At 67.0% G+C, this 13,239-nt stretch carries 14 protein-coding genes; 8 read left to right on the plus strand and 6 right to left on the minus strand.

Translation table 11 applies throughout. The features are described from left to right. Window positions 1-166 precede the first annotated feature (166 nt). Genes ilvD through EQZ23_RS11385 form a run of 4 tightly spaced genes read left to right on the plus strand, consistent with a single transcriptional unit; the run spans window position 167 to window position 4,947 of the window. A complete protein-coding gene (gene ilvD, locus EQZ23_RS11370; RefSeq protein ID WP_128454493.1) occupies window positions 167-1,888 on the plus strand; it encodes a dihydroxy-acid dehydratase in 1,722 nt (573 codons plus the stop codon). After that, the gene (locus tag EQZ23_RS11375; RefSeq protein ID WP_128454494.1) at window positions 1,869-2,273 is read left to right on the plus strand and encodes a hypothetical protein; all 405 of its coding nucleotides are present in this window, start codon (window positions 1,869-1,871) and stop codon (window positions 2,271-2,273) included. The genes ilvD and EQZ23_RS11375 overlap by 20 nt, the downstream gene beginning before the upstream one ends. Beyond that, window positions 2,270-3,754, plus strand: a complete 1,485-nt coding sequence (locus EQZ23_RS11380) for an NAD(P)H-hydrate dehydratase (protein WP_128454495.1) — start codon at window positions 2,270-2,272, stop codon at window positions 3,752-3,754. Before EQZ23_RS11375 ends, EQZ23_RS11380 begins: the two co-directional genes overlap by 4 nt. After that, the gene (locus EQZ23_RS11385; protein ID WP_128454496.1) at window positions 3,751-4,947 is read left to right on the plus strand and encodes a class I SAM-dependent RNA methyltransferase; all 1,197 of its coding nucleotides are present in this window, start codon (window positions 3,751-3,753) and stop codon (window positions 4,945-4,947) included. Before EQZ23_RS11380 ends, EQZ23_RS11385 begins: the two co-directional genes overlap by 4 nt. 63 nt (window positions 4,948-5,010) lie before the next feature. On the opposite strand, the gene truA is transcribed toward EQZ23_RS11385, so the two are convergent. Together truA and fmt are read right to left on the minus strand one after the other, a co-directional pair. Then, entirely contained in the window at window positions 5,011-5,751 is a 741-nt protein-coding gene (gene truA / locus EQZ23_RS11390; RefSeq protein WP_128454497.1) for a tRNA pseudouridine(38-40) synthase TruA, read from the minus strand. Continuing rightward, window positions 5,748-6,674 (minus strand): methionyl-tRNA formyltransferase, encoded by a 927-nt coding sequence (gene fmt, locus EQZ23_RS11395; protein WP_128454498.1) that lies wholly within the window; start codon window positions 6,672-6,674, stop codon window positions 5,748-5,750. The genes truA and fmt overlap by 4 nt, the downstream gene beginning before the upstream one ends. A gap of 53 nt (window positions 6,675-6,727) precedes the next feature. Here fmt and recR point away from each other — a divergent pair, with 53 nt between their 5' ends. The 3 genes from recR (at window position 6,728) to rmuC (ending at window position 9,770) form a co-directional block, all read left to right on the plus strand. Beyond that, complete coding sequence (gene recR / locus EQZ23_RS11400; protein WP_128454499.1) at window positions 6,728-7,324, plus strand: recombination mediator RecR; 597 nt, start codon at window positions 6,728-6,730, stop codon at window positions 7,322-7,324. Window positions 7,325-7,368: 44 nt separating this feature from the next. Beyond that, complete coding sequence (gene def / locus EQZ23_RS11405) at window positions 7,369-7,893, plus strand: peptide deformylase (RefSeq protein ID WP_128454500.1); 525 nt, start codon at window positions 7,369-7,371, stop codon at window positions 7,891-7,893. Between the two features lie 425 nt (window positions 7,894-8,318). Beyond that, entirely contained in the window at window positions 8,319-9,770 is a 1,452-nt protein-coding gene (rmuC, locus tag EQZ23_RS11410) for a DNA recombination protein RmuC (RefSeq protein ID WP_128454501.1), read from the plus strand. Between the two features lie 497 nt (window positions 9,771-10,267). Here rmuC and rplI read toward each other — a convergent pair whose 3' ends face one another. From rplI to EQZ23_RS11430, 4 genes are all read right to left on the minus strand, one after another. Beyond that, the gene (rplI, locus tag EQZ23_RS11415) at window positions 10,268-10,867 is read right to left on the minus strand and encodes a 50S ribosomal protein L9 (protein ID WP_128454502.1); all 600 of its coding nucleotides are present in this window, start codon (window positions 10,865-10,867) and stop codon (window positions 10,268-10,270) included. An 11-nt stretch (window positions 10,868-10,878) separates the two neighbouring features. Beyond that, a complete protein-coding gene (rpsR, locus tag EQZ23_RS11420; RefSeq protein WP_031393978.1) occupies window positions 10,879-11,103 on the minus strand; it encodes a 30S ribosomal protein S18 in 225 nt (74 codons plus the stop codon). A 2-nt stretch (window positions 11,104-11,105) separates the two neighbouring features. Further along, window positions 11,106-11,540: a 30S ribosomal protein S6 gene (rpsF, locus tag EQZ23_RS11425; protein WP_056050884.1), complete on the minus strand. Its 435-nt coding sequence runs from the start codon at window positions 11,538-11,540 to the stop codon at window positions 11,106-11,108. Between the two features lie 159 nt (window positions 11,541-11,699). Then, entirely contained in the window at window positions 11,700-12,059 is a 360-nt protein-coding gene (locus EQZ23_RS11430; RefSeq protein WP_128454503.1) for an RcnB family protein, read from the minus strand. A gap of 194 nt (window positions 12,060-12,253) precedes the next feature. Here EQZ23_RS11430 and fabD point away from each other — a divergent pair, with 194 nt between their 5' ends. Next, window positions 12,254-13,213: an ACP S-malonyltransferase gene (gene fabD, locus EQZ23_RS11435; protein ID WP_128454504.1), complete on the plus strand. Its 960-nt coding sequence runs from the start codon at window positions 12,254-12,256 to the stop codon at window positions 13,211-13,213. The last annotated feature ends 26 nt before the right edge of the window (window positions 13,214-13,239 follow it).

Raw genomic sequence — 13,239 nt, forward strand, 5'->3', positions numbered from 1 at the left:
TAACGATGGTCGGGATCGAGGATAACGGGTTCCGGCGCTGCTTGGTTCTGGGTCCTGACTTTCGTCAGGATGACGGGCTTGGCGTAAGTCGCTCCCGCCCCAACCGCGCAAAATTCAACGCAACTCTCTTGCGCAAATACCCCCTCCCGCGACATAGGCGTTCGCCATGACCCGCACATTCGATAAATCGCGCCTGCCGAGCCGTCACGTCTCCGTCGGTCCCGAGCGCGCCCCGCACCGCAGCTATTACTACGCGATGGGCCTCGACGAGGAGCAGATCGCGCGTCCGTTCGTCGCGCTCGCATCCGCCGGCAACAACTCCGCGCCCTGCAACACCACGCTCGACGCGCAGGCCGATGCCGCGCAGGCGGGCGTCATCCAGGGCGGCGGGATGCCGCGCCGGTTCAACACGATCACCGTCACCGACGGCATCGCGATGGGCCATCAGGGGATGAAGGCCTCGCTGGTGAGCCGCGAAGTCATCGCCGACTCGGTCGAACTCTCGGTCCGCGGCCATTGCTACGACGCGCTCGTCGGGTTCGCCGGTTGCGACAAATCCTTGCCGGGCATGATGATGGCGATGCTCCGCCTCAATATCCCGAGCGTGTTCGTCTATGGCGGATCGATCCTGCCCGGCCGCTATCAGGAGCGCGACGTCACCGTCGTCGACGTGTTCGAGATCGTCGGCAAATACGCCGCCGGTGCGTGCCCCTTGTCCGAAGTCCACGCGATCGAGAAAGTCGCGTGCCCCGGCCACGGCGCCTGCGGTGGCCAGTACACCGCCAACACGATGGCGTGCGTCGCCGAGGCGATCGGATTGTCGATTCCGAACAGCAACATGGTGCCCGCACCATACACGACGCGCGAACAGATCGCCGTCGCTGCCGGCGCGCAGGTGATGGAGTGCCTCGCCGACAATCTTCGCCCGCGCGACATCTGCACGCGTGAGGCGTTCATCAATGCCGCGCGCGTCGTCGCCGCGACCGGCGGCTCCACCAACGCCGCGCTGCATCTGCCCGCAATGGCGTCCGAAGCCGGGATCGAGTTTGACCTGTTCGACGTCGCCGAGATCTTCAAGACCACGCCGTACATCGCCGATCTCAAACCCGGTGGTAAGTATGTCGCGAAGGACATGTACGAGGCTGGTGGCGTCTACATGCTGATGAAGACGATGCTGGCCGGCGGGTTCCTCGACGGCAGTTGCATGACCGTGACGGGCAAGACGCTGGGCGAGAACATCGACCAGGTGACATGGAACCCCGACCAGAAGGTCATCTACGACATCAACACCCCGCTGACGCCCACCGGCGGCGTCGTGGGCTTACGCGGCAGCCTCGCCCCCGAGGGCGCGATCGTGAAGGTCGCGGGCATGCACCGCCTCCAGTTCTCTGGCCCGGCGCGCGTGTTCGATTGCGAGGAAGATACCTTCGCCGCGGTCGAGAACCGCCAGATCAACGAAGGCGAAGTCATCGTCATCCGCTACGAGGGGCCAAAGGGCGGCCCCGGCATGCGCGAGATGCTGTCGACCACCGCCGCGCTCTACGGCCTCGGCATGGGCGAGAGCGTCGCGCTGATCACCGATGGCCGCTTCTCGGGCGGCACGCGCGGGTTCTGCATCGGCCATGTGGGCCCCGAAGCAGCGGACGGCGGCCCGATCGCGCTGGTCGAAAACGGCGACATGATCCATATCGACGCCGAAGCCGGCACGATCGATCTCGACGTTCCCGACGACGTGATGGCAGCGCGCCGTGCGGCATGGGTGCCGCGTACCAACGATTACGGCTCGGGCGCACTGTGGCGCTATGCGAAGACCGTCGGCCCGGCCTACAAGGGTGCCGTCACGCACCCAGGAGCCGCAGCCGAAACCCATGTCTACGCGGATATCTAAGCAACTCCAGGCGGTTGCGGCGCTTCTCTCGCTCCCGCTCGCAGCGTGCGATCGGGCGCCGAGCAGCGAACAGGTCGCCGCGCAACAGCGTAACGACACCGCAGGCGACACCCGCATCGGCTGCGCGCGCGGCGGGGCTGCGCTGGCTGAGACCTGCACCATCGAGCAGGCGCAGGGTCGCGACGGCCTGATCCTCACCGTCCGCCATCCCGACGGCGGCTTTCGTCGCCTGCTCGTCACGCAGGACGGTCGCGGCGTGATCGCGGCCGACGGTGCCGAGGTCGCCAAGGTCACGATCGTCGGCACCGACGGCATCGACGTCGCGCTGGGCGGTGACCGCTACCGCCTGCCTGCCACCATCAAGGGCGCGGCCAACCCTTCATGATCCCCATCGCAGGCCAGCCGATCCTCACCGCCGCCGAAATGCGCGCCGCGGAGGATGCGGTGATCGCGACGGGCGTATCGGTCGAAACGCTGATGGACCGCGCCGGCACCGCGATCGCGCACGCCGTCCGCCGCCTGTCCGGATCGAATGCCATCCTGATCCTGTGCGGCCCAGGCAACAATGGCGGCGACGGCTATGTCGCCGCGCGCGTGCTGGCCGGGATGGGCGCGACGGTCCGCGTCGCGGCGCTGTCCGAGCCGAAGACGGATGCGGCGAAGGCGGCGAGGGCAGGGTGGCATGGCCCGGTCGAAACGCTTGCGGACGCAAAACCCGCACCCATCCTGATAGACGCCCTCTTCGGCACCGGCCTGACGCGTGCGCTCGACGCACGCACCGCCGCAACAAAAACCAGTTCCCCCGCGGACGCGGGGGCCCAGCTAAGTACCGAGTGCACCACCAGTGGCTCAGCCTGGGCCCCCGCCTCCGCGGGGGAACACCCAGTCGTGGAGAGGCTCCATTGTCTCGCCACCGCCGCGAACCTCACCATCGCGATCGACCTCCCCAGCGGCCTCGCCACCGACACCGGCCAAGCGCTCAGCACACCCCCAACCTTCGACCTCACGCTAACCCTCGGCGCGCCAAAACCCGCGCACCTCCTCCAACCCGCCGCCCGCTATTGCGGCCAGATCCGCCTCATCGACATTGGCGTTCCCACCACCAGCCAAGCCGAAGTCCTGAAAGCCCCAACCCTCCCACGTCCCGGCCCGGACTCCCACAAATACACCCGCGGCATGGTCGCGATCATCGCGGGCACCATGTCCGGCGCCGCGGACCTAGCCGCACTCGCCGCAATGCGTGCTGGCGCCGGCTACGTCACCCTGCTCAGCGATACCGCAGGTCCGCCCCACGCACTCGTCCGCACGCCGTTCTCGCCCCACGCGCTCGCCAACGACCGCATCGGCGCGCTCGTGATCGGCCCAGGCCTCGGCCGCGACGATGCCGCCAAGGCCCGCCTCGACGCTGCGCTCACCGCCGGCCACCCGCTCATCATCGACGGCGACGCGCTCCGCCTGATCGCCCCCGACCGCATCAAGGCGCTGGAGGTCCCCGTCATCCTGACCCCGCACGCCGGCGAATTCGACGCACTCTTCGGCAAGTCTCAGGCCGACAAGATCACCCGAGCCCGCGACGCCGCCGTCCGCGCGGGCGCCGTCGTCGTCTTCAAAGGCGCAGACACCGTCATTGCGGCCCCCGACGGCCGCGTCCGCATCGCGCAAGGTGCCAGCGACTGGCTATCCACCGCGGGCACCGGCGACGTCCTCGCCGGCGCAATCGGCGCGATGCTCGCATCAGGCCTCGAACCATTGGAAGCCGCATCCGCCGGAGTGTGGCTCCACAGTGACGCCGCGCGCCGATTGGGGCCCGCGTTCATCGCCGACGACTTGGCGGATGCGCTCAGGTCGGCCAGAGCGGCGTTATGACCTCCGAAACGAACACCGACACCATCATCCGCGTCGCGGCGCGCGGCGACGGCATCACCGCCGACGGCCGCCACGCCGCGCTGACCGCCCCCGGCGACACGCTCGCCGCCGACGGCACCGTGACGCACGGGCCCCACCACCAGACGCCGCCCTGCGTGCATTTCCCGACCTGCGGCGGCTGCCAGCTCCAGCATCTCGACGACCAGACCTATGCCGAGTTCGTCACCGACCGCATCGCCTCCGCGCTCGACGGCCAGGACCTGTCGGCACCGATCCGCACCCCTCATATCTCGCCCGAGCGCAGCCGCCGCCGCGCGACGCTCCACGCCGAGGGCAAGGGCGGCAAGATCACGCTCGGCTTCACCGCCGAAAAGGCGCACACGATCGTCGACATCAAGGAATGCTGGATCCTCGATCCGCGCCTGTTCGCACTCGTTCAACCCTTGCGCCAGCTGCTCAAGCGCCTCAATTTCCGCCGCCGCGCCGACATTCATTTGACGCTCGCCGATCAGGGCGCGGATATCCTGATCACCGGGTTCGCCCCCGAAGGCCTCGCCGCCGCCGAAGCGCTCACCAAATTCTGCGAAGACCACGGCATCGCCCGCGTCGCGTTCGACGACGGCCTCGGCCCCGAGACGCGCTGGGAACCCGATTCGGTCACGATCACGCTGGGCGGGGTCCCCGTGCCGCTCCCGCCCGCGTCGTTCCTGCAAGCCACGCCCGACGGCGAAGCCGCGCTCACCGGCGCGGTGCTCGAGGCGATCGGTAAACCGGCCACCGTCGCCGACCTGTTCGCCGGCCTCGGTACCTTCACGCTCGCGATCCCGGCTAAGGTCTACGCGGCCGAAGGCGCGCGCGACGCGCTGGGTTCGCTCAAGGCCGCGGCGCACCGCACCCAGCGTCCAGTCTACCCCGAGCACCGCGATCTCTATCGCCGCCCGCTGACGGTGGCCGAACTCGACCGCTTCGACGCGGTGGTGATTGATCCGCCCCGCTCCGGCGCGCGCGAACAGGCAACTGCGCTCGCCGAGTGCAAGGTGCCGGTGATCGTCTACGTCTCGTGCAATCCGGCCAGCTTCGCGCGCGACGCGAAGGAACTGTGCGACGCCGGCTGGCGAATCGACTGGGTCCAGCCGGTCGGCCAGTTCCGCTGGTCGACGCATGTCGAACTCGCTGCGAAGTTCGTCCGCTAACCCCTTGTTCCCCCGCGAAGGCGGGGGCCCAGACTGGGTCCCCGCCTTCGCGGGGACACAAGCTTAGGGATACACCGCACTCACGAAGAACAACCCATCGGGCGGCGCATTCAGCCCCAGCATCGCCCGATCCTTAGCCTCAAGCGCGTCCGCGACATCGCCGACCGCCCAGCGCCCCATGCCGACCAGCGCCAGGCACCCGACCATCGACCGCACCTGATGATGCAGGAACGACCGCGCCGCCGCGTAGATAAACAGACGCTCGCCTTCGCGCACGACCTCAAGCCGGTCCAAAGTCCGAACCGGGCTATCCGCCTGGCAATGCGCCGAGCGAAACGTCGTGAAGTCATGCCGCCCGACCAGCGCCCCCGCCGCCTCCGCCATAGCGTCCGCATCGAGCGGCTGCGGTACCTGCCACGCCAGCCCTGCCTCGAAGCTCAGCGGCGCCCGCCGGTTGACGATCCGATACTCATACGACCGCCCGACGCACGAAAACCGCGCATGCCAATCGTCGTCGACGACCTCGCACGCCAGCACCGAAACCGGCGCCGGCTTCACCAGCGCATTCAGCCCCTCCATCAACCGAAACGCCGCAACCGGCTTCTCGATATCGACATGCGCGCGCATCGCGAGTCCGTGCACGCCCGCATCGGTCCGCCCCGCCGCCTGCACCGACGCCGTCTCGCCGGTCATCTTCAGCACCGCGGCCTCCAGCGCCGCCTGCACGCTCGGCCCATGCTTCTGCCGCTGCCAGCCCATGAACGGCCGCCCGTCGAACTCCACCGTCAACGCGAACCGCGTCAAAGCTGCGTCCCCGAGCGAATCGCAAACCCGCGCAGCAACTCCGTCGCCGACGTGACGCCGCGCCCCGCGCGCTGCACCAAGGTTGGCCGGATCGCGCCGTCGCCGCACCCGATCGTCAGCTCGGCGTTGACCGTCAGCCCCTCGCAACCCAGAAACGTGAACGGCAACACGTCCGCCGCCAGCACCTTCACCCGCTCGCCCGCATGCTCGAACCACGCCCCCGGTGCCGGGTTCATCGCTCGCACCAGGCGCTCGACCTCGGTCGCCGACCGCTCGAAATCGATCCGCGCCTCGGCCTTCTCGATCTTCGCGGCATAGGTAACGCCCTCCTCAGGCTGCGGCCGGGCAGGGTAGGCGTCCAGATCGCCCAGCACCTCGACCATCAACCGAGCCCCCATCGCCGACAGCTCGGCGGTCAGGTCGCCCGCAGTCTTCCCCACGATCGGCGTCCGCCCCTCTAGCCGCACCGGCCCGGTATCCAGCCCGGCCTCCATCTGCATGATCCCGACTCCCGTCTCCGTATCGCCGGCGAGGATAGCCCGCTGCACCGGCGCCGCCCCGCGCCATCGCGGCAACAACGAGCCGTGCACGTTGAGACACCCGAATCGCGGCGCATCCAGCACCGCCCGCGGCAGGATCAGGCCGTATGCGGCCACCACCGCGACGTCCGCGCCAAGCGCCGCAAACGCCTCGCGAGCCTCAAGCCCCTCCGGCAGAGACGCCTTGAACGACACCGGCGTCCGCACCTCGATACCGAGCGCTTCCGCCCGAAGCTGCACCGGCGACGGCACCAGCTCGCGCCCGCGCCGCCCGCCCGGCCGCGCCGGCTGGCAATATGCCGCAACGACGTCGTGCCCCGCCGCGACGAGGGCCTCCAGCACCGGCACTGCGAAGTCCGGCGTTCCCATGAAGATGATCCGCATGCCGCCTCTCGAACACGCTGGCGGGGAGCCGCGCAACCCCCTATCTGTTCCCGATGGCATCCCCCGAGATCGAGGCGCTGACGCAGGCGCTGGCCCGGCTCCCCGGCCTCGGCCCCCGGTCCGCACGTCGCGCCGTGCTGCATCTGCTCAAGAAGCGCGATGCGGCACTGGGTCCGCTGCGCGAGGCGCTGACCGCGGTCGACGAGCGGCTGGAGAACTGCTCGGTCTGCGGCAATGTCGACACCACCAATCCCTGCGCGATCTGCGCTGACCCGCGCCGCGACCAGCGCTCGCTGTGCGTGGTTGAGGAAGTGGCCGATCTCTGGGCGCTCGATCGCTCGCGGCTGTTCCCCGGCCGCTTCCACGTCCTCGGCGGCCGGCTGTCCGCACTAGAAGGCATCCGCCCCGAGGACCTCAGCATCGACAGCCTCGTCCGCCGCATCGAAGTCGGCGGAATCGACGAGGTCGTCCTCGCGATGAACGCCACGCTCGAGGGCCAGACGACCGCGCACTACATCGCCGAGCGCATCGAACGCTTCCCCGTCCGCGTCACGCAGTTGGCACACGGCCTGCCGGTAGGCGGCGAACTCGACTATCTAGACGAGGGTACCTTGGCGCAGGCGTTAAGGGCGAGGCGGCCAATGGCTTGAGCCAAGTGCTTGACGCACCCCCGCGCGGAACCTAGCTGCGCTTGATGACCGTCATGACCGTTCTCGAAGTCCCCGATCCCCGCCTGCGCCTCGTTGCGCAAGCCGTGGAGACGGTCGACGACTCCATCCGCACGCTCGTCGCCGACATGGTCGAGACGATGTACGACTTCAACGGCATCGGCCTCGCCGCGACCCAGGTCGGCGTGCAGAAGCGTGTCCTCGTCATCGATCTCCAGGAAGAGAAGGACGAGGAGGACAAGCCGATCAGGAACCCCAAGGCGTATATCAACGCCGAGATCCTTTCGGTCAGCGACGAGATGTCGACCTACAACGAAGGTTGCCTCTCGATCCCCGAGCAGTACGCCGAGGTCGCACGCCCTGCGCGCTGCCGCGTGAAGTGGCTCGACGAGACCGGCGCGGCGCATGAGGAGGATTTCGACGGTCTGCTGTCGACCTGCATGCAGCACGAGATCGACCATCTCGACGGCGTGCTGTTCATCGACCACATCAGCCGCCTCAAGCGCGACATGGTGATGAAGAAGCTGGCAAAGCAGCGCAAGCTGGGGTGAGGGGCCGGGGGTTCGGTGCTGAGAGCACGGCTAATTCACCCAACACGCAACCACCCCGGCGAAGGCCGGGGCCCAGTTGGAGAGGTCGCAGTAACGACGCACTGCGCTAAGTGGCAACGACCCCCAACTGGGCCCCGGCCTTCGCCGGGGTGGTGCTGTTTCGTGAGACCGCAGCACATATCTCCAGTTCCCCCGCGAAGGCGGGGGCCAAGGACCACGAACGCCACCGTCGGTAACCCTGGACTCCCGCCTTCGCAGGAGAACAATATTCCGATTGTCCTACATCAACCGTTCGACGTATGTTCCGCACATGACGTCTCCATCCCCCTCCCAAAACCGCTCGCACAAGCGCGTCTCTCCCCCCAAGAGCATGCTGCACCAGCGTCTGCACTTTCTATACTTAACTCCAGAAACGGCGGTTTTCCGTGGCTGAGTTCGCCATCGTCGCCGTCCTCGCGCTCGCCGCCGGCCTGCTCCTCGGCTGGCTGCTAGCCTCGCGCAAAGCCCAGTCGCTCGCCGCCGACCTCGCCGTCGCCCAAACCAAGGCCGCCGACGCCGAGATCATCCGCACCGCGCGCGACGCCGTTGAACGCGAACGCAACGCGGCGATGCAGGACCTCGCCACGCTCCGCGCCCAGAACGCCGAGCGCGCCACCGACACCGATCGACTCCGCATCGACCTATCGACCATCCGCACCGACCGCGACGCCGCGCGCACCGAGATCGCGACGCTCAAGGCGCAGGGCGAGGCGTTCGAAGCGCGTCTGCTCGAATTGCGCGAGGCGAAGGACGTCATGGCCGCGCAGTTCGGCGACGTCGCCAACAAGCTGCTGAGCGATGCGCAGAAGACATTCCTCGACCGTGCCGACGCGCGCTTCCGCCAGTCGGAGGAGTCCGCCGGCCTGAACCTCAAGTCGATGCTGCAACCCGTCAGCGATCGCCTGCAACGCTACGAAGAGGGCGTCGCCAAGGTCGAGGCCGAGCGCCGCGATGCGTTCGGCGATCTCAAGGGCCAGATCGAACAGATGCGCCTCGGCCAGGAAAAGGTCTCCACCGAAGCCGCCAAGCTTGTCAATTCGCTCCGCAACGCCCCCAAATCCCGTGGCCGCTGGGGCGAGCAACAGCTCAAGAACGTCCTCGAAACCTGCGGTCTCAGCGAACACACCGACTTCCAGACCGAGGTGTCCGTCGCAGTCGGCGACGACGGCGCGCGACTCCGCCCCGACGCGATCATCCGCGTCCCCGGCGGCCGCGCGCTCGTCATCGACGCAAAGGTGTCGCTCAACGCCTATCAGGATGCATTCGGCGCGGTCGACGATGCCGAGCGTCTGATCGGCCTGGCAGCGCATGCCGCGTCGATGCGCGCGCACGTCAACGGGCTCGGCAACAAGGCCTATTGGAGCCAGTTCGCCGACACGCCCGACTATGTCATCATGTTCGTCCCCGGCGAGCACTTCCTGTCCGCCGCGCTCGAACACGACCCGACGCTTTGGGATTTCGCCTTCGAGAAGCGCGTCTTGCTTGCCACGCCCACCAACCTGATCGCCATCGCCCGCACCGTCGCCGCGGTCTGGCGCCAGGAAAAGCTCGCCAACGAAGCGCGCAAGATCGGCGAACTCGGCAAGGAAATGCACGATCGCTTGGCGAAGGTGGCGGACGACCTGCGCAAGGTCGGCGTCGGCCTCAACAGCGCGGTAAAGAATTTCAACGGCTTCACCAACTCGTTCAACGGACGCCTGATGGTAACCGGCCGCAAGTTCCGCGACCTCAACATCGAGACCGGCGCGCGCGATCTGGAGGACGTGTCCTCGGTCGACGCGCTGGCGCTAGGTGAGGGCCCCGCGCTGATCGAGAAGCCGGAGGACGCCACTACTTGATGTTCTCCCGCGAAGGCGGGAGCCCAGGACCGAGCAGTGCTGCGTTCCGTTATCCTGGAACCCCGCCTTCGCGGGGGAACGGTCGGCAGGGGGAACTCCTTAATTCCGTCATGCCGGGCTCGTTCCGGCATCCACCGCTGCGCGAACTCAACGGCCGGAGAGATTACGGAACCGTGGACCCCGGAACAGGTCCGGGGTGACGGAGGTAGGTTGGGGAAGAAACGAAGGGGTCGGGTCGAAAACCGATCGGTACAAAATTCGTTTACCTTCCGGAAACCTTTCCCGACCCCGCGCATTAACCCGGCAACACCTCCTCAAAGAGTCGCCCGGCCATGAAACACATCGTCCCCGTCTTCTTCGCGCTCATTCCTTTCGCGGCCGTACTCGGCGCTTGCGTCACCTGCCCCTAAGCGCCGTCCCAACCACGCAAAAGAAAAGGCCCGCCCGGATCACTCCGGGCGGGCCTTTCTGTATCAGCGAAGAAGGAAGCGAAGGGATTAACCCTGCGCCTCTTCCTCGTCGTCGCGCTGCGGCGCTTCGGCGGTCGCGCCGGGCTCTGCGTTCGGATCGTAATCCTCGACGAAGCCAGCCTCGTCGCGCTCGAACATCGACGACATAACGTCGACGCCCGAAGCCTGCATCTCGGCCTCTTCAGGCGAGCGTGCGACGTTGACCTTGACGGACACCGCCACCTCGGGGTGGAGTGCAACCTTGACGGTGTACACGCCGATCGCCTTGATCGGCTTGTCGAGCACGATCGCCGACTTGCCGACCTTGTGACCGTCGGCCACCAGCGCATCGACCAGATCGCGAACCGCGACCGAACCGTAGAGCTGACCGGTGTTCGACGCCTGACGGATCAGGGTCACGGTCGCGTCGTTGAAAGTCTTCGCTTCGGTCTCGGCATCGCTGCGACGCGATGCGTTGTCCGATTCGATCTTCGCACGGTTCGACTCGAAAACCTTGCGGTTCGCGTCGTTCGAGCGAAGGGCCTTCTTGTTGGGAAGCAGGAAGTTACGCGCGTAACCGTCCTTGACCTTCACCACGTCGCCGATAGCACCAAGCTTTTCGACGCGCTCAAGCAGAATGACGTCCATGTGGGCGCTCCTTACTTAACGATGTAGGGCAGCAAGCCCAGATGACGCGCACGCTTGATGGCCTGGGCCAGTTCGCGCTGCTTCTTCGCGGCAACAGACGTGATGCGCGAAGGGACGATCTTGCCACGCTCGGACACGAAGCCCTGCAGCAACCGGACGTCCTTATAGTCGATCCGGGGAGCGTCTTTGGCGGAGAACGGGCAGCTCTTGCGGCGGCGGAAGAATGGACGTGCCATGATTATTCAGCTCCCTCTTCGCGGTCACGACGGGGACCACGGTCCGGACGATCGCCTCGATCGGGACGGCCTTCACGGCCACCTTCGCGGTCGCCACGACGCTCGCGGTCACGGTCCTGCTTGCGCATCATCACGGTCGGGCCCTCTTCGAGGGTGTCGACCTTGACCGTCATGTAACGGATGATGTCTTCGTTGATCTGGGTCTGGCGCTCCAGCTCTGCGATCACGCTGCCCGGGGCATCGATCTCGAGCATGACATAGTGCGCCTTGCGGTTCTTGGCGATCTTGTACGCCAGCGAACGCAGGCCCCAGTTCTCGGTCTTTACGACCCGACCTTCGTTGTCGTTCACGATCTTGGTGGCGATTTCCGCCAGTGCGTCCACCTGCGCTTGTGCCAGATCCTGGCGCGCAAGGAACACATGCTCGTAAAGAGCCATGTCTTGTCCTTCGTCTTGGCCGATCGCTGATACACGCCCCATGCGTGCACCCCTCCGACTGTCGTCTAGAATGCAAACAGGGGCGAGAGACGCGAATCTCTCACCCCGGTTGCTGTGGCCTTAGCCGATTATTCGGCAAAGACAAGGTTGGTGTGGACGTTACCGGCGAAAAGCGCCGCCACGAACCTGCACCACGTTGCCGCGGCCGTTGATCAGGACCGCATCATTGCCCGAGCGGACCCACTGGCTGCCGCGCGGCGGTGTGGCGAGGCGATAGTTGCGGTACGTCGTGATCACGCGATAGTTCTGCGCCTGGCGACGATCGAAGCGCTGGCCGGCGCGCCAGTTGCGCTGCTGCGGTGCGCGGACGACGGTCTTCTTGGTGACGACGGTGCGGCCATTGTTGTTCTGGCGCACGGTGGTCACTTCGCGGCGCTGCTGCGCTTCGGCCGGGGCTGCGGCAAGCAGCGGGCTGGCGACGAGGGTAGCGGCAAGCGCGCTGAGGATGAACTTCTTCATGATAATCTCCCGTTGAAACACGGCGCCGTTGCTGCGGCGTCCTCATTAATCTGGGGTCGGAATGTCGCAGGCGCTTGTCGCATCGGTCGCGAAATGGTCGCCATTTGTCGCAAAACCCCGATGTTCGTTCAGGTTCGCGCAGTTGCAACTCGCGACACACCTTTCTACGCCGCGGCAGCAAAACAGGAGAGATCATGCGCGCGTTCATCTTCCCCGGCCAAGGGAGCCAGTCTGTCGGCATGGGCAAGGCGCTTGCCGAGGCGAGTGCCACCGCCCGCGAGGTTTTCGCCGAAGTCGACGAGGCGCTCGGCCAGCATCTGTTCCGCCTGATGAGCGAAGGTCCGGCGGACGACCTGCTCCTCACCGAGAACGCGCAGCCCGCGATCATGGCGAACGCGATCGCCACGTTGCGCGTCGCCGAGAAGGAGGGCGGTATCCGCCTTGCCGACAAGGCCGACTATGTCGCGGGCCACAGCCTCGGCGAATATACCGCCCTGTGCGCCGCGGGGGCACTTGACCTGTCGACCACCGCGCGCCTCCTGAAGCTGCGCGGCCGCGCGATGCAGGCGGCGGTCCCGGTCGGCGAGGGCGCGATGGCGGCTTTGCTCGGCACCGACCTCGAAAAGGCGCAACTCATCGCCGGCGCCGCGGTCGACGCGATCCTCGCGGAGGGCGGCGCCGAACTGATCTGCACCGTCGCCAACGACAATGATCCGTCGCAGGTCGTCATCTCCGGCCACCGCCTCGCCATCGAAAAGGCGATCGCGCTAGCCAAGGATCTGGGCGCCAAGCGCGCTGTCCTGCTTCCGGTCTCCGCACCCTTCCACTGCCCGCTGATGCAGCCCGCCGCCGAAGCGATGGAAGCCGCGCTTCTCGACGCCGATTTGCGCGCACCGCTGGTCCCCGTCTTCGCCAATGTCGACGCGGTGGCCGTCGCCGATCCCGGCGCGATCCGTCACCTGCTGGTCCAGCAGGTCACCGGCATGGTCCGCTGGCGCGAATCGGTCCTGGCGATGCACGCGGCCGGCGTCGCCCACTTCGTCGAATTCGGCGGCAAGGTGCTCGGCCCGATGGTCAAGCGCATCGCCCCCGACGCCGAGACCCTCAGCGTCATCACGATGGACGACATCGAGGAATTGGTGAAGAAGATGTGATCACGCGGAGACGCGGAGCCGCGGAG

The organism is Sphingomonas sp. UV9 (assembly GCF_004101245.1).
Lineage (GTDB): Bacteria > Pseudomonadota > Alphaproteobacteria > Sphingomonadales > Sphingomonadaceae > Sphingomonas.